26 protein-coding genes are annotated in these 21,327 nt (G+C 43.1%); 25 read left to right on the forward strand and 1 reads right to left on the reverse strand.

The window, feature by feature from the left end; all coding sequences use genetic code 11:
* The first annotated feature begins 4 nt into the window (after positions 1-4).
* From GSF08_RS10745 to GSF08_RS10865, 25 genes are all read left to right on the forward strand, one after another.
* Entirely contained in the window at positions 5-412 is a 408-nt protein-coding gene (locus GSF08_RS10745; protein ID WP_160625797.1) for a PTS sugar transporter subunit IIA, read from the forward strand.
* A 17-nt stretch (positions 413-429) separates the two neighbouring features.
* Positions 430-897: a PTS sugar transporter subunit IIB gene (locus GSF08_RS10750; RefSeq protein ID WP_160625798.1), complete on the forward strand. Its 468-nt coding sequence runs from the start codon at positions 430-432 to the stop codon at positions 895-897.
* A gap of 14 nt (positions 898-911) precedes the next feature.
* Positions 912-1,682 carry a PTS mannose/fructose/sorbose/N-acetylgalactosamine transporter subunit IIC gene (locus GSF08_RS10755; protein WP_160625799.1) on the forward strand — a complete coding sequence of 257 codons (771 nt, stop codon included), beginning with the start codon at positions 912-914 and terminating at the stop codon, positions 1,680-1,682.
* Complete coding sequence (locus GSF08_RS10760) at positions 1,672-2,532, forward strand: PTS system mannose/fructose/sorbose family transporter subunit IID (RefSeq protein WP_160625800.1); 861 nt, start codon at positions 1,672-1,674, stop codon at positions 2,530-2,532. Before GSF08_RS10755 ends, GSF08_RS10760 begins: the two co-directional genes overlap by 11 nt.
* Before the next feature lie 132 nt (positions 2,533-2,664).
* Entirely contained in the window at positions 2,665-3,729 is a 1,065-nt protein-coding gene (locus GSF08_RS10765; protein WP_160625801.1) for an SIS domain-containing protein, read from the forward strand.
* A 23-nt stretch (positions 3,730-3,752) separates the two neighbouring features.
* Positions 3,753-4,763 (forward strand): SIS domain-containing protein, encoded by a 1,011-nt coding sequence (locus tag GSF08_RS10770; protein WP_160625802.1) that lies wholly within the window; start codon positions 3,753-3,755, stop codon positions 4,761-4,763.
* A 3-nt stretch (positions 4,764-4,766) separates the two neighbouring features.
* Positions 4,767-5,417 carry an HAD family hydrolase gene (locus GSF08_RS10775; RefSeq protein WP_160625803.1) on the forward strand — a complete coding sequence of 217 codons (651 nt, stop codon included), beginning with the start codon at positions 4,767-4,769 and terminating at the stop codon, positions 5,415-5,417.
* Between the two features lie 140 nt (positions 5,418-5,557).
* Positions 5,558-6,496, forward strand: a complete 939-nt coding sequence (locus tag GSF08_RS10780; RefSeq protein WP_249806110.1) for a helix-turn-helix transcriptional regulator — start codon at positions 5,558-5,560, stop codon at positions 6,494-6,496.
* A 55-nt stretch (positions 6,497-6,551) separates the two neighbouring features.
* The gene (locus tag GSF08_RS10785; RefSeq protein WP_160625804.1) at positions 6,552-7,166 is read left to right on the forward strand and encodes a GyrI-like domain-containing protein; all 615 of its coding nucleotides are present in this window, start codon (positions 6,552-6,554) and stop codon (positions 7,164-7,166) included.
* A 212-nt stretch (positions 7,167-7,378) separates the two neighbouring features.
* On the forward strand, positions 7,379-7,822 hold the full coding sequence (locus tag GSF08_RS10790; protein WP_160625805.1) for a hypothetical protein: 444 nt from the start codon (positions 7,379-7,381) through the stop codon (positions 7,820-7,822).
* 205 nt (positions 7,823-8,027) lie between these two features.
* Positions 8,028-8,309, forward strand: coding sequence for a co-chaperone GroES (locus GSF08_RS10795; RefSeq protein ID WP_160625806.1), 282 nt, complete (start codon positions 8,028-8,030; stop codon positions 8,307-8,309).
* 14 nt (positions 8,310-8,323) lie between these two features.
* The gene (gene groL, locus GSF08_RS10800; protein WP_160625807.1) at positions 8,324-9,940 is read left to right on the forward strand and encodes a chaperonin GroEL; all 1,617 of its coding nucleotides are present in this window, start codon (positions 8,324-8,326) and stop codon (positions 9,938-9,940) included.
* A gap of 183 nt (positions 9,941-10,123) precedes the next feature.
* Positions 10,124-10,552 (forward strand): prepilin-type N-terminal cleavage/methylation domain-containing protein, encoded by a 429-nt coding sequence (locus tag GSF08_RS10805; RefSeq protein WP_160625808.1) that lies wholly within the window; start codon positions 10,124-10,126, stop codon positions 10,550-10,552.
* An 87-nt stretch (positions 10,553-10,639) separates the two neighbouring features.
* Positions 10,640-11,407: a prepilin peptidase gene (locus tag GSF08_RS10810; RefSeq protein ID WP_160625809.1), complete on the forward strand. Its 768-nt coding sequence runs from the start codon at positions 10,640-10,642 to the stop codon at positions 11,405-11,407.
* Positions 11,408-11,419: 12 nt separating this feature from the next.
* Positions 11,420-12,616, forward strand: coding sequence for a type II secretion system F family protein (locus GSF08_RS10815; RefSeq protein WP_160625810.1), 1,197 nt, complete (start codon positions 11,420-11,422; stop codon positions 12,614-12,616).
* A 12-nt stretch (positions 12,617-12,628) separates the two neighbouring features.
* Positions 12,629-13,225 carry a pilus assembly protein PilM gene (gene pilM, locus GSF08_RS10820; RefSeq protein WP_160625811.1) on the forward strand — a complete coding sequence of 199 codons (597 nt, stop codon included), beginning with the start codon at positions 12,629-12,631 and terminating at the stop codon, positions 13,223-13,225.
* A gap of 33 nt (positions 13,226-13,258) precedes the next feature.
* On the forward strand, positions 13,259-13,510 hold the full coding sequence (locus tag GSF08_RS10825) for a hypothetical protein (RefSeq protein WP_160625812.1): 252 nt from the start codon (positions 13,259-13,261) through the stop codon (positions 13,508-13,510).
* A gap of 9 nt (positions 13,511-13,519) precedes the next feature.
* The gene (locus GSF08_RS10830; protein ID WP_160625813.1) at positions 13,520-14,227 is read left to right on the forward strand and encodes a hypothetical protein; all 708 of its coding nucleotides are present in this window, start codon (positions 13,520-13,522) and stop codon (positions 14,225-14,227) included.
* 1 nt (position 14,228) lies between these two features.
* Complete coding sequence (locus GSF08_RS10835; RefSeq protein ID WP_160625814.1) at positions 14,229-14,843, forward strand: hypothetical protein; 615 nt, start codon at positions 14,229-14,231, stop codon at positions 14,841-14,843.
* Positions 14,844-15,314: a hypothetical protein gene (locus GSF08_RS10840; RefSeq protein ID WP_160625815.1), complete on the forward strand. Its 471-nt coding sequence runs from the start codon at positions 14,844-14,846 to the stop codon at positions 15,312-15,314.
* Positions 15,311-16,201 carry a prepilin-type N-terminal cleavage/methylation domain-containing protein gene (locus tag GSF08_RS10845; protein WP_160625866.1) on the forward strand — a complete coding sequence of 297 codons (891 nt, stop codon included), beginning with the start codon at positions 15,311-15,313 and terminating at the stop codon, positions 16,199-16,201. The genes GSF08_RS10840 and GSF08_RS10845 overlap by 4 nt, the downstream gene beginning before the upstream one ends.
* Positions 16,202-16,214: 13 nt before the next feature.
* Positions 16,215-17,216 carry a prepilin-type N-terminal cleavage/methylation domain-containing protein gene (locus GSF08_RS10850; protein WP_160625816.1) on the forward strand — a complete coding sequence of 334 codons (1,002 nt, stop codon included), beginning with the start codon at positions 16,215-16,217 and terminating at the stop codon, positions 17,214-17,216.
* Between the two features lie 22 nt (positions 17,217-17,238).
* A complete protein-coding gene (locus tag GSF08_RS10855; RefSeq protein WP_160625817.1) occupies positions 17,239-18,912 on the forward strand; it encodes a GspE/PulE family protein in 1,674 nt (557 codons plus the stop codon).
* A gap of 12 nt (positions 18,913-18,924) precedes the next feature.
* Positions 18,925-19,974: a type IV pilus twitching motility protein PilT gene (locus tag GSF08_RS10860; protein WP_160625818.1), complete on the forward strand. Its 1,050-nt coding sequence runs from the start codon at positions 18,925-18,927 to the stop codon at positions 19,972-19,974.
* Positions 19,975-19,985: 11 nt separating this feature from the next.
* Positions 19,986-20,495, forward strand: coding sequence for a GNAT family N-acetyltransferase (locus tag GSF08_RS10865; RefSeq protein WP_160625819.1), 510 nt, complete (start codon positions 19,986-19,988; stop codon positions 20,493-20,495).
* A 300-nt stretch (positions 20,496-20,795) separates the two neighbouring features.
* Here the strand turns inward: GSF08_RS10865 and bcp are convergent, their stop codons facing one another.
* Positions 20,796-21,257 (reverse strand): thioredoxin-dependent thiol peroxidase, encoded by a 462-nt coding sequence (gene bcp, locus GSF08_RS10870; protein ID WP_160625820.1) that lies wholly within the window; start codon positions 21,255-21,257, stop codon positions 20,796-20,798.
* Positions 21,258-21,327: the final 70 nt, after the last annotated feature.

Raw genomic sequence — 21,327 nt, forward strand, 5'->3', positions numbered from 1 at the left:
TGAATTGCGAAAGATTATTTTAGCATCACATGGTGAGCTGGCAAAGGGCATGCTGAATTCCCTGACGATGATCGTTGGTGATCTTGTGTCGAATATTGAAGTATTCTGTCTATATCCCGGGGAAAACCCCATGGATTATGCAGAATCGCAGCGGCCGCGAATCAAAGCAGGCGATGATGAATTTATCTATGTCTGCGATGTCAAAGGCGGCAGTGTGCATACCGCACTCATGGAACTGACGGTGTATCCCAATATGAAGCTGTTTTGCGGAATGAATATGAATCTGCTGCTGGGACTTTTGCTTTCCTGCCCCAAGCTGGACGAAAGCAGTGCACAGAAGCTGTTGGATGACGCGCGCAGCGGTATCGATTATATGAGCACGGTGGTGGAAGTAGAGGATGATGATTTTTAAAGAAAGGAGGAAATCTTATGATCAAGAAAATGCGGGTCGATCATCGCTTGCTGCATGGTCAGGTTGCCTTTTCCTGGACGCAGGCAATCGGTGCTGACTGTATCTTAATCGCCAATGACGGCATCTTTCAGGATTCCATCAAGATGACTGCATTGAAACTGGCTAAGCCGTCCGGAGTCAAGGTCGTGATCAAAACTCTGGCGGATTCGATTACTGCGATTCAAAGCGGAGTAACCGATAAATACAAGCTGTTTATCATTGTTGAATCGATTCAGGATGCGAAAATACTGAGTGCGGCAATCGGCTGGAAAGAAATCAATCTGGGCGGTACCAAGGCGGATGAAGGGAAACGTCAGCTCAGTAAAGCCTTATTTATAACCAAGGATGAAGAAATGATGATTCAGGAGATGCTCGCTGCCGGATATGAACTGAATGTTCAAATGATTCCGGCGGAAAAGAGCGTTGATGTAAAAACACTATTATAGGGAAAGGAGTATTTATGTTAGTTACACAAACCATTCTTATCGGTATTCTGTATTTTATATCTCAAATGGATGGCTTTTTTGGCACCTCACTGATTGGCAGAGCTATTATCATGGGGCCGCTGACCGGACTTATCATGGGCGATGTCGCATCCGGTGTCATGATTGGCGGTACGCTGGAGCTGGCTTTTATCGGTGCGGTTTCCATCGGTGCCTATGATCCGCCTGATGTCGCGAGCGGAACCATACTCGGTACAGCTTTTGCGATCAAAGCCGGAGCAGGTCCGGAAGTGGCGATAGCCATGGGGCTTCCGGTATCAACGATCATGCAGACGGTAATTGCCATCGCATGGGGACTGCTGCCGACGCTGTTTATGCACCGCGCGGATGCATTTGCGGAGAAGGGAGATGCCAAAGGGGTTTCCCGCAATATGTTTGTCGCTGGCTTCGCTCCGATCGTTGCCGTATTCTGGATTGTTCCGGCTGCCTATTACTTCGGCAGTGACGCCGTAGTCAATCTGTTGGGCAACATTCCGGAATTTATCACTACCGGCATGGATATCGCAGCGGGTATTATCCCTGCAATCGGATTTGCAATGCTGGCCGAAATGATCATGAACAAAAAGGTCGCACCGTTTTTCTTCCTGGGTTTCTTCTTGATTCAGTATTTTGGAATCGGTACGACAGCAGTAGCAATTTTTGCGGTAATCATTGCCATTGTAATCGTACAGCTGAGTTCCAATCAGCCACAGACGAAACAAGAGGAGGATGGATTCGATGACTTCTAAAACAGAATTAAACAAAAACAGCTTACATGAGCGTCAGGTAATCAATAAGAAAATACTGCGGAAGGTTTTCCTGCATTCCATTCCGATGGAGCACTCATGGAATTATGAACGTATGATGAATCTAGGCTACTGTTATGCGATGATTCCGGCGCTGAAAGCGATATACGGTGACGATAAGGAACAGATGAAAGAAGCGCTGCAGCGGCATATGGAGTTCTACAATACAACCCCGTATGTCATCACTTTACCGTTGGGTATTTCCGTAGCGATGGAAGAAAAGCGTGCGGAAGATCCTGAGCATTTTGATACATCGTCGATCAGTACGGTGAAAACGGCCATCATGGGTCCGTTGGCCGGTATCGGTGATTCCTTCTTTTGGGGAACGTTAAGAATTTTGGCAACCGGGGTCGGTACATCCTTAGCGGTAAAAGGAAATGTTTTGGGACCGATTCTGTTCTGGCTGATTTATAACGTGCCGCATTTCGGGCTGCGCTATTGGCTCACTTTCTTGGGCTACAATATGGGCGCGAATTTCTTAACCAAAGTACAGGAATCGGGCATTATGGATAAATTGACCTACGGCGCGAGCATTGTGGGACTTACCGTTGCCGGGGCAATGACTTCGGAAATGGTGTATATGCAGGTGGCCGGCAAGATCGGCACCGGTGATGACGCAACGAAAATTCAGGCCATCCTGGATGGTATTGCACCGGGCATCCTGCCCCTGATCCTGTTTGGCATCGTTTATTATCTATTAAAGAAAAAATGGAAACCGCTGCCGTTAATGTTTCTGTTAATGCTATTATGTATCGCTGCGGCCTATTTCAAAGTACTGGTCGCTGTAGAATAAAAAAGAACAGCGCATTGATACGTCAGTGATCGGGGATTGGACTCTCAAGCGATCACGGACAGCTAAATGAACTGTTCAAGAATATCTTATCACAAGGAAACCTTCTTGAACACTCGAAAGGAGCGGATCATCATGAATGAAACCATGCTTACCTATATAAAGAAAGAGCAGCAGACGGATGAACGGGTACTGTTTGATCAGGATAAAAATTTAAAGCCGTTCTATGATTGGCTGAAGCTGAATCAAAAGACCCGCTGGGTTATTCTGGCAACCGGTTCCAGTGCCAATGCCATCGAAGCAGCTCGCTATTACGTAGAGAAAATTGCCCGTGTGCATGTGGATATCCGCATTCCGTTTTTGTTTAGTAATTATGAACAGCAGATTTATGAGGACGAAGTGTATATCGCTGTTTCGCAAAGCGGACACAGCTATTCAACGATTCAAGCGCTTGATTTGATTCAGGCACAGGATTGCTTCGTGCTGACTGCTGATCGTACTTCGCCGATCGCTGAGCTTGCGGTTCCGATATTGGATATCGGCTGCGGCTTTGAAGCTGTCGATCTGGTAACAATGGGATTTTCGGCAACGGTCGTAAGTTTCATGCTGATGGGACTGCAGGCCGCTCGCATCTGGGGCAGAATTGATGAGGAAGCGTATCAGCAGGAGCTGCAGGAGCTTCATCAAACGATATTACGAATTGATGATACTCTGGATCGCTGCGTTCACTGGTATCAACAAAATCAAAGTGAGCTGATGAATTTGCAGGCGGTCGCCGTGATCGGGTATGGTGCCGGTTATGGGGTGGCCAAGGAAGCAGAAACGAAAATAACTGAAACGATCCACTGTCCGATGAACGGATATGAATTGGAAGAATATATGCATGGGCCTTATCTGGCCATGCATAAGGATTTAACGGTGTTCTTTATTATGAGTGAGCACCCGGCTTTAAAAGCACGCATGCAGGCATTGTATGAATATCTTCATAAGGTTACACCGCACTGTTTTGTGCTTTGTGAACAAGAAACAGCTTCAGTCAGGGACTTATCTATCGGGGCGCCGGTGGATGAATACAAGAGCGCCCTGCTGTATGTCATTGCCTTTCAGTACCTGTCCTACCGCGTTTGTGCGGATTGCGGAGTGGATCCGATGATCACTCCATATGATGATTTTGACAGCGTGCTGGCAAGTAAAATTTAATGTTAGAGTGGAGGAAAATACCAATGTATAATTTTGATGAAAAAAGCTACCGCAAGGAAGCGGAACTGACTTATGAAACAAGAACGGACATCGAGCAAATCGCCGATATGATCAGTAAAGAAGGCTTCTCCAATATCTTCTTTATCGCTTCCGGCGGCTCCTTGGCGATTATGAATCCGGTACACTATGTATTGAAGCAGCGCACCGCTATTCCCGTTTATCTGGAAGTGGCTGCAGAAGTAATTCATACCGGCAATAAAGAATTAACCAAGGACTCTTTGGTGATCACCGCATCGAAATCCGGAACGACCAAAGAAACTGTTGCAGTAACCAAATGGTGCATCGAACAAGGTATCCGGGTGTTTGCACTATGCGGAAAAATGGATTCACCGCTTTCTCAGTTGGCCACATATTCCGTCATCGGCAAAGCAAAGGACGCACCGGAATTCGAATATATGCAGCTGTTCATGTTTACCATGAGATTGCTTCACAACAACTGTGAATTTCCGGATTATAACCGTTTTGCCGATCAGCTCGCAACCCTGCCAAAGGATCTGATCCGGTTCCGCGATGAATTTGAACCGCAGGCGATGAAGATCGCGGAAGTATGTCATAAGGAACCTTATCAGATGTGGATCGGCGGCGGCTCGATCTGGGGAGAGATTTATTCCTTTACGATGTGTGTGCTGGAAGAAATGCAGTGGAACCGCACCAAAGCGGTAACCAGCGCGGAATTCTTTCACGGTACCTTGGAATTGGTGGAAAAGGATACACCGGTCGTTCTGGTAAAAAATGATGATAATACGCGCATGTTGGACGAGCGGGTAGAAAATTTTCTGCCGAAGGTCTGTGATAAATATTTCGTTATCGATCTTCACAATTTCCGCTTTTCCCAAATTGATGATCAATTCCGTGCTATTTTGATGGCACCGATCTGCTCGGCAATCATCGGTGACTGTCTGTCGGCCCATTATGAAAAGTGCAGCGGTCACAGTCTGGATATCCGTCGCTATTACCGTCAAATGGAATACTAGTCTATGAAAGCAGTTATCTTTGATATGGATGGGGTACTGATTGACAGTGAACCGCTGTATGTAGAGATGCTGAAGGATTTCTTTATCCGTCACCACATCCGTTTTGAAGAAGCTGAGCTGGCTGCGGTAATTGGCAGTTCGCATCAGCGCGTCATGGAAATCGTGCGTGATATTTGGATACGCACGAAGGATGAAGCATCCTTTCGGAGGCATTACCATGAATATGAAAACGGAGAAGAAACAATACCTTACCAAATGCTGTTAAATCCGCATGCGGAAGAAATTCTGAAATGGCTGAAAGATCATGCGATCAAAATGGCCATTGCCTCCTCTTCACCGATGCGGGATATTGAGGATATGATTCAACAATGCAGACTAGCAAGCTATTTCGATGTGATTCACAGCGGTCATGAGTTTTCAGCCAGCAAGCCAGATCCAGCCATCTATCTTAAAACAATGGAGGATTTAGATGTACCAGTGAAGGATTGCTTGATCATTGAGGATTCGTTTCACGGGATTGCGGCCGCTAAAGCGGCAAATGCATACTGCGCAGCTTTAGCAACGCCGTATCCGATGGATCAACGACTGGCGGATATAAAGATCAATGATCTGTTACAAATAAAAATGCTTATAGATAAGACCGATCAGGAATGATCGGTTTTTCGCTTATAGGGTATTCAGTATGAATAAATAGATCATAAAGCTAGACTTAAAGTGGCTGGGATGACCAAAATCATCAATTTCTGAAATTGAAGGATGGTTATGTGGAAATTTTATCATTGGATACTTTTTATATGATAAGATATAAGGAAAAAGAGGTGTTCAAGTTCATGCAGGAAAGCCGATTATTCAAAATTGTCTATTATTTGCTTGATAAGGGAAGGGCTACCGCTCCTGAGCTGGCTGAAAAATTTGAAGTGTCGGTACGGACGATTTATCGTGACATAGACGCCATCAGCAGTGCCGGTATACCGATCTATGCCTCTCAGGGATATGGCGGAGGAATCGCAATCGCAAAAGATTATGTATTGGATAAGTCCTTATTGTCAACGGCGGAAAAGGAACAGATACTCATGTCCATACAGGGCATCAACACGGCTGAAGGAAAGGATCAAGATCATTTACTCAAGAAGCTGGAAAGCGTTTTTCAAACCAAAAATCGCAACTGGATTGAGGTTGATTTTTCTAATTGGGCAAGTGGGGATCAACAGCGTATCTTTACCTTTTTGAAAGATGCGATATTTGCGCGCAGCCAAATCATGATTCATTATGTAGGAGCGCATGAGGAATGGATGAATCGTAGGGTAGCCCCTTTAAAATTAGTTTTTAAAAGTAAGGATTGGTATCTGTATGGTTATTGTTTTATGCGCAAAGACTATCGTTTTTTTAAATTAACAAGAATTCGTGATATGAAAATTCTGGAGGAACGCAATCCTGCGAACGTAACTGCGGCAGAAAGAGTTTGTCAGCCGATCGCGGAAGAAACAACGATTGAGACAATTATACGATTTGATAAAAGCCAGGCTTTTCGTGTATATGACGAATTTTCAAAAGCTTCGATAAAAGCAGAAAAAGATACCCTGTTGGTTCATGCAAGACTTCCTCAAAAAAAAGATGTTCTGTTCCGGTATCTACTATCTTTTGGCCCGCATGCTGAACTGTTAGAACCGATTAAAGTAAGAGAAGCATTCATTGCATATTTGATTGCTATACAAAAGAATTATCGAACCTGACAAACATTGTCAGGTTACTTTTGTTATGCTAGGTTCATAAAAGGAGGCAGCAGCCATGAAATATGAATGGAAAAAGCAAGAAAAAGATTTATATGGGGTAAAAAGAACGCCGATATTAAGCGAAATTCAAAAGCAGACATACATTATGATCGAAGGAAAAGGAAATCCCAATGATATGGATTTCCAACAGAAAGTATCGGCGCTGTACGCAGTTGCTTATGCGGTTAAAAGGGAATTTAAATCGACGATGCAAGGAATACATGATGAATTAGCAACTGATTATGTTGTCTATCCGCTGGAGGGTATCTGGAATCTGCCTGCCGGATCTCATTTTGTGAAGGATGAATTAGCATACACAATTATGATTCGTCAGCCCGATTTTGTGAATGAAACAATCATGGAAGCAGCGATGCAGAACGTAAAGAAAAAGAAACCCAACCCACTGTATGAAAGGATGTTTTTGGATACGATGAAGGATGGATTGTGCGTACAGATGCTGCATTTGGGTTCTTATGATGATGAACCCGAATCCTTTGCGGCCATGCTGTCCATGATGAAACAAAATAACTTGGCGCGTAAGCACCTGTGGCATCGTGAAATTTATTTATCGAATCCATCTCAGTGTGAAAAAGCGAAGCTAAAGACCATTCTTCGGTATACGGTTGAATAAAGAAATGAATAAAAAATGATGTGCGATCCTGCATATTCAAAGTAATGAAATAATAAATAGGGAAGGATAAAGCGAGTGATTGAAAGCTATTATAAGCTGAAAACTGCGGATCCTCTATGATCATGATGGGCAAAAGCATGAAAATTGCAAAGTTTGTCGAATTATTATGGAAATTTATAGCATCATCTATTATGATTATAAAAGGAGGATAGATGATGAAAAAATTATTTGTATTGGCCATGGGTGCGCTGTTATTAAGCGGCTGTGGCGGCGGGGATAAGTCGGTTACCTGCAAAATGGATTTAAATGGGATGTCAGCAGCAGCGGAATTGAAGTATGACAGTGATAAAAAAATCACGGGAATGAAACTTACAAGTGAGCTGACAGTGCCAGATGCTATTATGGATGATCAGACCCAGCTGAAAAAATTTAAAAAGAGTTTGGAAGCCAGCAATAAAAAGTTTGAAACCAAAGGTGTTGTTTCAAAAACAGAATTGAAGGAATCTGAAAAAAAGGCAAGTCTTGTAATTACGGTCGATAAAGAAGCGATCACTAAGGACGGAGCTGACGAAGTAGGCTTTTATTATACGAAAGATGTCAAAAAGGCCGTAAAAGAATATAAAAACAATGGTTTTACCTGCGGTGATGTTAAATAGAAGCAGCTCGATCAAGAAAAATAAGAATCAGCAGCGAATGGTATTGGCAGCTTAAACAGCTGCCTTTTTTATTGCTGTTTTCGGCCATGAAAAAAATCTTATACTTTTTTTAGCAATCCTATTGCCAAAGTGCTAAAAATGAGTATAATAGACTGTGTTAGCAGTTAGGTTTCATGAGTGCTAAATAAAAGGAGGAAATAGAGAAATGTTAAAACCTTTACATGACAACGTTATTTTGAAGAAGGAAGAAGTGGAGAAAAAAACCGCTAGCGGAATCATTTTAACGGATTCTTCCGCAAAAGAACCTGCTGTAGCGAAAGTTGTGGCAGTCGGCGAAGGAAAAGAAAAAGATGGGAAACGCATCCCGATTTGCGTAAATGTAAATGACCGAGTTGTATATAAAGAATACGCCGGATCAAAATTGGAATATGAGGATGAAGAATACTTGATCGTGTCAGAAAATGATATTCTGGCAGTAATTGAATAAGGAGGACGATAAAGATGAGTAAAGAGGTACGTTTTTCTAAAGATGCTAGAAATGCAATGCTGAATGGTGTTAACACATTAGCAGATGCCGTACGTGTTACCCTTGGCCCAAAAGGACGTAATGTTGTTCTGGAAAGAGAATATGGCTCACCGCTGATTACCAATGACGGAGTATCCATTGCAAAAGAAATCGAACTGGAAGATAAATTTGAAAATATGGGTGCAAAGCTGGTTTATGAGGTAGCGAATAAAACCAATGATACTGCCGGTGACGGTACTACTACCGCAACCATTCTGGCGCAGTCAATGATCAGCAATGGCTTGAAGAATGTAGAAAAGGGCGCCAATCCGGTGCTGATGCGTGAAGGTATTGAATATGCAAGCAAGGAAGCAGCAAAACGCATTTTGGATAAATCTCGTAAAGTAGAGACGAGCAATGATATCGCCAGTGTCGCCACCATTTCTGCGGGCAGCAGTGAAGTAGGTGACATCATTGCAAAGGCAATGGACAAGGTTGGCCGCGACGGTGTAATTTCGGTTGACGAAAGCAACGGCTTTGAAACGGAATTGGAAATCAGTGAAGGAATGCAGTATGACAAAGGCTACATTTCTCCTTACATGGTAAGCAACCGTGAAAAAATGGAAGTTGAACTGGAAAATGCTTATGTATTAGTAACCGATCAGAAGATCAACAATATTCAGGAAATCCTGCCATTGTTGGAACAGATCGTTCAGTCAAACAAACCGCTGCTGCTGATTGCCGATGACATTGAAAATGAAGTTGTCAGCACCCTGGTCGTTAATAAACTGCGCGGTACCTTTAATGTAGTAGCTACCAAGGCTCCGGGATTTGGTGATAATCAAAAAGAACTGCTGCAGGATATTGCAACCTTGACCAAAGCAACTTTCTATTCAAAAGATTTGAAGATGGAATTGAAAGACATGCAGATCACCGATCTTGGTACGGTTAAGAAAGCAGTTATTACGAAGGATAACACAACGCTGATTGAGGGTGCTGGTGAAAAAGCAGACATCCAGGCCCGCATTGCGGAAATTGAAGCCCAGATGGAAAACTGCACCAGTGACTTTGATAAGAAGCGTTATGCAGAACGTTTAGGAAAACTTTCTAACGGAGTCGCTGTCATAAAAGTGGGCGCTGCTACGGAAAGTGAATTAAAAGAGAAGAAGCTGCGTATTGAAGATGCGTTGAACGCAACTCGTGCAGCAGTCAGTGAAGGTATTGTCATCGGCGGCGGAGCAGCTCTTGTGGAAATCTACATGGAATTGAAGGATACTTTAAAATCTGATATCGTTGATGTACAGAAAGGTATCAAAATTGTATTGGATGCATTGTTGGCACCAATTTCTCAGATTGCTGAAAATGCCGGATTCAATGCAGATGATATTGTCGAACATCAGAAACAGGAAAAGGTTAATGTGGGATTTGATGCGAAAACGGGAGCATGGGTCGATATGTTTGAAAAAGGCATTATTGATCCAACTAAGGTTACCCGCAGTGCATTGCTGAATGCTGCTAGTATCTCCGCATTGTTTATTACGACTGAAGTAGGAGTAGCGAAAATCAAAGAAGCAGAACCAGTACCTCCTATGCCTGCTGGACCGATGTATTAATCGATTTTGGAAAGATAAGGAAAAGAGACGCTGTATTTTAACGTCTCTTTTTTTTGATCATTTGTGAAGGTTGTGATTTTCTTGGTGTAAATGCATAAAATACCCAGATAATGATTGAATTTATTGATGTTTTGTTATATTCTATAATTATAGTTTCGTACTATTTACTAGGAGGGTTTATAAATGAATAAATTAAAAAAGATGAAGGATAATGTAAAGGGGTTTACATTAGTTGAAATCATTGTTGTTTTACTGATTTTAGCTATCTTAGCCGCAATCGCAATCCCATCAATGCTTGGTTATGTGAATGAAGCTCGTAACAGCGAGTATATTGCGGAAGCACGTACCGGTTATGTGGCAGCTCAAACAGTTGCTACCCAGCAGGCTGCTGCACCGACTACACCATCCGATGCGGATATTGCTAAATACGTAGTTGACGCTGCAAATCTAAAAGAGATCAATAAATACATCGGCAATGATACAAAGGTTACATCTGTCAAAGATGCTACTGTAGTAAACGGACGTCTGACAAAGTTAACGGTTACTATTACCGTAGACGGCAGTGATAAAACGGTTGTATTCGCTGATGGCGAAGCAAAAATGAAAGATTAGTATTGTAAATATTGAATATAAGTCCCTGCCTGTTTGCCGGAAGCAAGCGGGAAGGGACTTTCTCACATACATGAAAGGTAGGATTATATGAAGGGAATCATGATCATCAGCTATGTCTATCTATTTGTTGTTGGAGTGTGCGTAGCAAGCTTTATCAATGTGGTGGTCTATCGGGTTCCCTTACATATTTCAGTGGCAAAAGGCAGATCCTTCTGTCCATCTTGTCATCATTCGCTGAAAGCACTGGATTTGATTCCGGTATTCAGTTATTTGTTGCTTCGGGGAAAATGCCGCTATTGCCAAGCAGCGATATCCGTCCGTTATCCGATTGTGGAATTGATCGGCGGATTGCTTGCGGTTTTGTGCTTTCATCATTATGGATTTGACTGGATGACGATCTTATCGTTCGTTATCTTTATGATTTTACTAAGTATTGCACTTATTGATTTTGATACAATGACAATTCCTAACGGCCTGCTGTTGTTTTTGCTTCCGCTGGCAATTGTGATTGCTGTATTAAATCCGCAAATTGATTGGATCAGCCGGAGCATCGGTTTTTTCATCGTTAGTCTGCCGATGTATTTGCTTGATTATATCATCCCCGATTGTTTTGGTGGAGGAGATATTAAAATGATGGCAGTATGCGGCATTATGCTGGGTTGGATCAATACACTGGTTGCGATGTTTATCGGCATTATGACATGTGGGATCGCTGCCAGCGTTCTATTGCTTCAAAAGAAAGCAGATCGCAAAATGCACATAGCATTTGGTCCGTATCTGGCATTTGGTGTCGGTGCAGCCTTGCTGTATGGAGAACCCCTGCTGAGAAGCTACCTTGCTTTATTTGGTTTATAGGAGATGTGAAATATGGCCGTCTTTAAATATACCGCAAAAGATATTGAATCTAATGTGATAACCGGCAAGCATGATGCGGATGACAAACATGAGCTTGCGGTTTTCCTGCGCTCGCAGAATCTATTTCTGATCAAATGCAGGGAACTGCCGGCTCAGGAAGACAATATCAATAAGATTAAATTAAATGAATTATCCGATTTTTCCCGGCAGCTGTCAGCAATGCTGTCCTCCGGAGTTTCACTGATTCGGGCGATGGAAATATTACTGAGAAGAAAGCATAAGCCTCAAGTGCACCTGATTTATGAAAATCTGTATCGTATGCTGCAGCAGGGCAATACATTGTCAGATGCGATGGAGGCTCAGGGCAAAGCGTTTCCTCCGTTGATGATCAGCATGTTTCGGGCTGGGGAATCGAGCGGACAATTAGATAAGGCAGCGAAGAAAATCTCGGATCAGTATGCGAAGGATTATCGGCTGCACAATAAACTGAAAAGCGCGTCGACCTATCCGATCATACTGCTGATTACTACTTGTGTAGTTGTATTTGCCGTCTTTAAATTTATACTGCCATCCTTCTTTGAAATGTTTGATAAAGTAGAATTGCCTTGGATCACAACGGTAGTGATCAAGATAAGTGAGGTTGTCAATGAATATTGGATGTTTCTGATCATCGGCATACTATGTCTGATCGGTTTGATTGCCATCTTGGTGAATGTCCCGTCGGTACGCTATCAGTATGATCGATGCAAGGTCAAAGCACCCAAAATCGGATGGCTCATGCAGATTATCTATACCGCACGTTTTGCAAGAACGCTGTGTTCTTTATACAACAGTGGAATTTCAATTGTATCAGCCCTGCAGATTGTTCGTGATACAATGGGCAACACGTATATCGAAGCTCAGTTTGATCAGCTGATCCGTGATGTGCGTAACGGTACAGCCCTGTCGACAGCAATCCAGCAGATCGATGGTTTTGATCAAAAGCTTTCTTCCAATATCGCGGTTGGTGAAGAAAGCGGTAAGCTTGAGGACATGCTGGAATCCATTGCGGATGAGTTTGATTATGAATCCGAGGAAGCGACGCAGCGATTGGTTACGCTGATGGAACCGCTACTGATAATCTTTATGGCTTTGATTATCGGAACCATTATGATTTCGGTCATGCTTCCGATATTTCAGCTTTATCAAAATACCAGTGCATTTACGTAAGGAGGATAAGGGATGAACACAGTCATACATATTTCCCAGGAGGGCATTCACGCCATTCATGGCGAGTTTTCCAAGGGAACCTTTACGATTGATTATTTGGATACATTTCCATTGCCGGAGGAAAGCATGATCAATGGTGTGATCGCGGATGAGCATGCGCTTACTTCAGCCTTGCAGAAACTGCACGGGGCCAATATTGATAAAGTGATGCTGGTTATCGGCAGCGGCAATATTTTGCTGAAAAATATCAAAGTTCCTAAAATGTCCAAACAGCGTCTGCTGAATTTTACCAAGGATGAACTCAGCTCTTTGGAAAATGCCAATGCAGAAGATTACATTTATGATTATGCGGTATTGAATGATACAGTTGGCCGCGGCGGTGAAATCCTGTGCTGCGGGGTCGAGCGCAGCTTGATCAAGAGCTACCTGGATGTGTTTGAAGGGGCAGGCATTAAAATCCAATCCATAGATGTATCGGTATATGCAATCTGCAAGCTTGTAACCAACCTAAAGGAATTTCATAATAAGACATATATCTTAAATATCATTGACGGCAACAACTTGGTAACGCTGCTGTTTGTCGATAATCAATATACGTTCCACAATTGAAACCGTTTATTTGCAGAACGGGGCAGTGAAGCTTTGATTAGTGAGATTACCCGCCATACTTCGCAGATGATCCAGTTTGCCAAATCACAGCTTCGTGATATCAGCTTTGATGCGATGTATATCAGCGGGGTGAAAGCGAATGAGAGCGGAATTTATGATATGATCCAGTCCATTTTCCAAGTTCCAGGGCTTCCTTTTCCTAAAAGCAGCGATCTGGTTATCAAGGATGAACATCAAAATGTGGACGGTTATTTGTTCTGTATCGGTACATTAGTAAGAAAGTGAGGGATAGGCATGGGCAATCTGCAAAAGAAAAATATAGATTTACTGCGTGCCTATCGGCAGCATTCTACCAAAAAGAATGATGTTCCGATGTGGGCTAAATTAGCAATACCGCCGTTGGTGCTGTTTTTGATTTTAACTTCACTATTTGCTTATGGTACGCTGGAAAGCAATCGTTATCGGCGGGAATTGAAAGAAGCCAAGTCTGAAATAGCTGCATTGGAAGCAAACGGCACCAATGAACAGATCAATAAGCTTCAGGATGCGGTAACGACAAATAAAAAGAAAGTAAGCAACTTACAGAAGGTTCTTGATAATCTGGATACATATCCCCGGCTTCAGCGAAGCGCAATCGATACCATTACGACTGCGTGTGGAACTACGGTCAATATCAAAGATCTGACATTTGATGAAAATTATGGAACGATTACGATCACGGCCCAAACTGCTTATGTATATGAAACATCTGATCTGATTACACGGCTGAAAAAAAGCGGGGCGTTTTCGTCTGTATATTACAGCGGTTATTATGAGAAATCGGAAGTTGAAACAGCTGCCGGTACGGATGAAGAAAAGAATGCCAGTAGTGAACAGGCTGGTTCAGATGAGAAAAATGATGAAAAACAGGAAGAAGATGCTGCGGCATCCGCAAAAGTAAAGAAAAATGCAGCCGGCTTTTATGAGCTGAGCATAGTCTGCGTATTAAAGGCAGGTGTTTAATATGCGTAAGTTGACAAGACGTGAAATGATACTGCTGTATATCTTGATCTGCCTGCTTGTGGTTGTGTTTGGCTGGATGATTTTAGCGATGCCGGCGCTTGAGAAAGCAAATGCGGCAAAAAGCGAAGCAATTCAAGCTCAGAGCAATTTGACTTCTTTGAAAATGAATCAAAGCGGTCTGGAGGATTTGCAGGTGCAGTCCGATAATTTGATCGTGGAACTGAACGGTTTGATTTCAAAGTATGCTGTTCCTAAAGCCAATGAAGAAATCGACAAACAGCTGACGACGCTGGCACAGAAATATTATCTGCTCCCAGCCGACTTGGAGATTTCGCAGCGTACACGAGTTGCGATTGTTTCATTGGATGAACGATTGAAGCTGAAAGAAGAAAAAAAGGAGCTGCCGGCAACAAAAGATGGGAAGCCGAAAGGAACTCAATGTGATGTTGTTTATGTGACGATGAAAGTTTATGGTTCGCAAAGCAGCGCTGCCGCATTGGCACAGGAAGTATCTACGTATACGACCATGCGGTTGAACAGTATGAGCGTGGATAATATTGAAAATACAATTACCTTTAAATTCGCAATGTATTTGATTCCTACTGAGGATGCGTAAATGAAGCAGAATCAGAAAGGGTCAACGTTAGTATGGGCCATTACAATCATTATGGTCATGATGGTGCTGATTACCGCGATGCTGACGATTTCTCATCAGTATTATGCACGTACCCAGCAAAATTTTAAAATCAGACAGGCGAAGGTAACTGCCCAGGCGGCAGGAGATTCGTTATCTGAACTGATTCATTCCAACCGAAGCGGAATGATGCTGACCCTAGTTCCGGAAAAATATGATGGAAGTGCAAATGCGGTCATCCATGTAGAAAAGCTGAAGCTGGGTGATAAAATGGGGACTGCTCAGGCTACGATCACGCGCACCAAGGAAGATCGGCTGACAATCAAAATCAAAGCAGAATATGCGGAGATAGAGGCAGAATTAACTGTAACGATGCAGCTGAAGGATTCCGATAAGGGTGGCCAGGCTTGGGTTCGTGTAGATTACAATAACGGATCGGAGGCAAACTCATGAGACGATTGGATAAGCGAGGAATGACGATACTGGAGATCATTGTAACGATCATGGTGTTAGCGATCGCATTAACCATTCTTACCTCCGGTATTTTTGCGGCAAATAATTTGATGAAAGAGGGACGTCACGCTCAGCAGGCTCTGGATAATCAAACATCAGCCTTGAATGGTACCATTGCGAATACTACCAAATTGGATAAAGAAAAGCAGTCCATGTCTTTTATGGTAAATGGTTCAACCTATCGCTTCAGCGGAACTGCATTGACTGGACGAGACACGCTCTATGATGATATCCATCTGCAGGGCTTTACCTTGAAGGAATCATTGGATTATTCTGTGGAATATCAAGCGTATTTATACATGAAGGGAATGCCTGATGTATTCCGTGACCTATTAAGAATGGGTTCTGAAGAAAAACAACAGGTTATCAATGTGTTCCAAAGCTTGGGAAGCACGGTTACTTCCTTGTATTTAAACAATGATGAATTTATCATGTACATGTTCCATTATTATTACGGCAGGAACTGGCCGGATTTCAATAAAGAGCTGCAGAAACAGCTTCCTGAATCGCTTCAAAATAAGGCTTATGTAATCCGTACTTTTATGAGCTCACCGATCAATGATTCCAGTACGATCATCGTATATGCGACGGAATATACAAGTGCAATCAAAGGCAGTTGGGGAACGTCACTGATTTATGATTACGGCGATGGAGAAGATCCGAATACGGCTGCTGGCTGGTACTATATGCATAATACAGGTGCAACATGTCTGGGCAGAAAAGGAAGCTGTATGCTGACCGACTTTAATAATAATGCGCATACATGGAGCGAGCTTCAAAGAGAATTAAGAAATACCAATGTATGGACGCCGCTTGGAGAATCTTGAAAGGAGCATCATCATGAAATATCTTCGCAATCATAAGGGCATGACATTGATCGAAATCATAATTACCCTTTTCATTGCGTCGATCATCCTGGTTATGTCCAGCTCGATTCTATTGTCCTCCATGGGCTTTTTCGATCAGCATGCGATCAGTGATTATGATAAATCAACATTAGACAGTGCGTTCAGCCAAGTGAGCGATCAATTGGAATATGCTTCTGTCATTACGATTTCCGCTACTCCTTTATCAGATAAATCCTATGAAAATTGGTCATATTATCGTATTAAAAACGGTCGTCTATATTATCGTGCAACAGCTGATAGTGATGAACGTGATTTATATACTGATGCGTTTTATCATAAGCGGCAGATGATGATGCAGGTTCAGATGAAGGACAAGGATAAACTGTATTTGTATATGGGTCTGAAAGAGGACGATCGGATTGTCTATGATCGGCAGAATACTTTATCACTGTCAGTTGTTACCGTTCGCATTGAAAACAATGAATCTGAAGGAATAACGGCGCCGGATAAAAAAGTACATACAGATGTATATGTGTATTTTCAGCGTCAGCATGAAGAAGAATCCGGAAATATCCCGGAGGATGGTGTTCCGGGTACGGTAGCGGATGAAAAGTACTGTCTTGAAAATAATCAAGATGCCTATAAGGGTGATTTTAAAATTCCAGCTGATTATGATAAGGGTGATTTTGTTACGTATAATGGGGTTCTTTATCGGGCTCAGAAAAACATCAATGCAAACAATCCCGCTTTTACTCCGGATGTTATGAATACCGGATGGAAGCGGATTGACGAAAATTGGAATCAATCTAGTGAATATCAAAAGGGTGATATTATTATATTTGGGGCGGATGTGCACGGAAACCATGTATATTATCAAAGCTTGACAAATCATAATGTGGCATGGCAGCCCGATATGACGATCGGCCACTCATGGGTGAAGCTGGATCCAAGTGAGGTTCCCAAGGAGCATGCATGTCGGGTAACATGGGATTAGAACAGGAAAGGCAGGCGGTAAGATGAGAAACATACCAATTGGAGAGGTACTGAAGGAATACGGATATATCAGTGAGGAACAGCTCCAGCAGGCGCTGATCCTGCAGAAGCAGGATCGTTCAAAGCGGTTAGGAACGATCATGATTGAAAAGGGCTTTATCACAGAGAAGCAGATGCTGTCTGCATTAGCTGAGCGTCTGAATCAGCCGCTGATCGACTTGTCTACTTATCAGGTAGACAGTGAGGCGGTGGAACTGGTTCCTCAGCAGATTGCGCAAAAGTACTCGTTGATTGCAATTAAGAAAGAGGCGGGCAGTCTCATTGTTGCGACCAGTGATCCTTTAAACTTCTATGCAATCGAAGATGTGAGACAGATTGTCGGTATGCCTTTAATTGTCAATTTGGCGCTGCAAAAGGATGTTTATCATGCAATCGGCTACTATTATGCCGAATTTGAAGCAAAAAAAGCCGCAACTGAAGCAAATAAGAGTGTCATTGATGACGAAATGTCTTTGACTTCTATATTCAATGCGGAAGAGGATGAAACCCCGGTTGTTAAGGTTTTGAATTCGCTGCTGGTACGCGGGTATAATACGAATGCCAGTGATATACATATTGAACCGACAAAATCAAAGACAATGGTTCGGATGCGAATTGACGGAACGATGGTTGATTATGTGCAGTTGGACCGTTCTTTGCACAACTCTTTAATTGCCCGCACCAAAATTTTGGCTAATCTGGATATTGCGGAGAAACGTGCACCGCAGGACGGTCACTTTGTTTTAAAAATAGAAAATTATGAAATGAATCTAAGAGTGTCGCTGATTCCTACGATTTACGGAGAAAAGGCGGTTCTTCGATACTTAAATACCAACACACCTATTTCAAATGCCAGGTATTTTGGCATGAGTGAAAAGCATTATGAAGAACTGGTGGATATGCTGCGAGCACCGCATGGTATTATTTATATAACCGGTCCGACCGGCAGCGGGAAAACGACAACTTTATATATGGCCTTGGAAATGCTGGCACAGCGGGCCGTGAATATTTCAACGATTGAGGATCCGGTAGAGCGCAATATTGACCGCATCAATCAGATGCAGGTAAATCCGTTGGCTGGACTGACCTTTGAATCAGGGCTGCGGGCCCTGCTGCGGCAGGATCCGGATATTATCATGGTCGGTGAAACCCGTGATGCGCAGACTGCAGAGATTTCCGTACGTGCAGCGATCACCGGGCACTTGGTTCTATCAACCCTGCATACCAATGATGCCGCTTCAGTCATCGTACGTTTGCAGGATATGGGAGTGGAACCTTATCTGATCGCCAATTCTTTGAATGGGGTTGTAGCACAGCGGCTGATGCGTCAGGTTTGTCCGCACTGCCGTGAAGCGGTGGAAGCCGATGCACTTACTCAGCAACGGCTGGGACGTCCGGTAAAACAGCTTTATCAGGCAAAGGGATGTCATCTGTGCAATTTCACCGGCTATCATAACCGAATCGCCATTCATGAAATTATTCATATTGATGCGGAAATTCGGCGTATGATCGTTGAACAAAGACCGCTGGATGATATCAAAAAGTACTTGATCGAAAGCGGACAAAGTGAAACGTTAAAGGACAGTGCAGCGGAAATGGTGGCCAGCGGCATCACGACGATGGAAGAATTTGATCGTATTACGTATTTCACAGACTGATGAGGTGAAGCTATGAAAGATTTAGAAGGACTGCTTCAATATGCACGAATGACGAATTGCTCAGATCTGCATATCAGCGAAAATCATAATCCGGTGTTTCGGCGCAACGGACGTTTAGAATTTGAAACGGAATCATATGAGAAAAATGATAATCGAACCATGATTTTGAGAATGATGAACGAAAATCAAAAAGCGGGCTTGAAAGCAGGCGATGATCAGGATTTTGTTTATATTGATAAAGAAAATAACCGCTATCGTGTTAATGTCTATAATCAGCAGAATCAGTATGCCGCAGCTATTCGTGTCATTTATGAGGAAATTGCTTCTTTGGATCGTTTAGGTTTGCCTAATGTTTTAAAGACGCTCTGTGACCAGCCACGCGGTCTCGTGTTGTTGAGCGGACCAACCGGCAGCGGGAAATCGACGACATTAGCTGCGATGATCGACTATATCAACGAGCATTTTGACCGGCATATCATCACCATTGAGGATCCGGTAGAATATGTTTATCATCAGAAATTATCGATGATCCATCAGCGCGAAGTCGGCAGTGATGTGAAATCCTTCAGCACTGCTCTGCGCTCGGCAATGCGGGAGGATCCGGATGTTATTTTGGTGGGAGAGATGCGTGATTATGAAACAATTCAGGCTGCTATTACCGCGGCAGAAACCGGTCATTTGGTCTTTTCTACCTTGCATACCGTCGGTGCAGCGAAAACGATCGATCGTATCATTGATGTCTTTCCAGAGCATAAACAATCGCAGATTCGAACCCAGCTGTCTACGGTATTGCGGGCAGCGATCACGCAGCAGCTGATACCTACCATAGATGGAATGGGGCGGGTTGCAGCATGTGAAATTCTGCTTGGCACCGACGCTGTCAGCAGTCTGATCCGCGACAATAAAGCCCACCAGCTTGGTTCTATCATGCAGACGAATGCAAAGGAAGGTATGATCACTTTGAATGCTGCATTGGCACAACTGGTAAGAGCAGGAAAAATCAGCGCCGTATCGGCAGCACAATTCAGCAGCGATCCAATTGAGCTGCGTCAATATCTTTAAGGAGATATCTTATGCAAATACGAAAAATAGATGATGGTCAAATACGTATGCAAATCAGTGAAAAAATTTTGCGGCAGCTGCCTGATTATTTTGGTATTGAGGAAAGTACGCTGGACTATATCCATCAAAGTGAATATCAAACAATGTTTGCCGCTTATGAGGATGAACAACCCATTGGCTTTTTGACCCTGCAGCCGCATGGTGATGCATGCATGGAAGTATACGCGATGGGGGTCTTAGAAAGAGGCCATCGCAAGGGAATTGGCCGCAGCTTGATGGAATATGCTTTCGCTTATGCCAAACAGCAGGGATGTACGTATGTCAGTGTGAAAACACTTGGCAGCAGTCATCCGGATGAGGGCTACCGTAAAACCCGTCAATTCTATTATGCGATGGGTTTCCAACCGCTTGAAGAGTCCACTCAGCTATGGGGAATGGACTGTCCATGCCTATTCATGGTAAAGCATTTGTATATGGATGCTCCCATTAAAAATTATGATTTGGAAAAACCGCAGGGATAAATGCGGTTTTTTATATATCATCGGGAAAGATTAATTAATCCTTACTTATATACATTAAAAAGATTTAGGAATATGGAATCTTGCTGCGTATAAGGAATTGGAGGCAGATGGATATGATGGGAAGGGGGCCTGTTATGTTTCATCTAGCTTGGTATATCGGGTGGGCAGTTACTGCATCATGCATTATCTGGCGTATTCTGAGAAAACGATAATTTGAGATTTCTATGAAACGGGAGCGATAGGAATCTCACCCAGCGGTTTGCCTCCGCCGCAAAAAAAGTACAGAGCCATCTGTACTTTTTATATGCTTTTCAAGTCTTCTAAAATGGTTTGGGCATGAGTGGTCGGATCAACCTTTTCATAAGCACGCTGGATGATACCTTCCTCATCAATCAAATAAGTACTGCGCGTGATTCCCATATAAGTGCGTCCATATAGCTTTTTCTCTTTCCATACATCATAAGCCTGAATTGCTTCCAGCTTTGGGTCTGCCAAAATCAGAAACGGCAGCTGGAATTTGTCGGCGAATTTCTGATGGGATCGGACACTGTCTTTACTGATGCCGATCACAACAACGTTCTGTTCTTTGAAACCATCATAAGCGGCTGCAAAGGCGCAGGCTTCCTTGGTACAGCCAGGGGTGTTATCCTTCGGATAAAAATAAAGTACAACTTTCTGGCCTTTAAAATCAGAAAGCTTTACGGTGTTGCCGTCTTGATCTGGCAGGGTAAATACCGGTGCCGGAATATGAATATCTAACATATGAATTCCTCCTGTTACGTATCTGTTATTATTATACGCAATCGGTTATAAAATGTATTGTTTGATGCTT

Source organism: Copranaerobaculum intestinale, from assembly GCF_009831105.1.
Lineage (GTDB): Bacteria > Bacillota_I > Bacilli_A > Erysipelotrichales > Erysipelotrichaceae > Copranaerobaculum > Copranaerobaculum intestinale.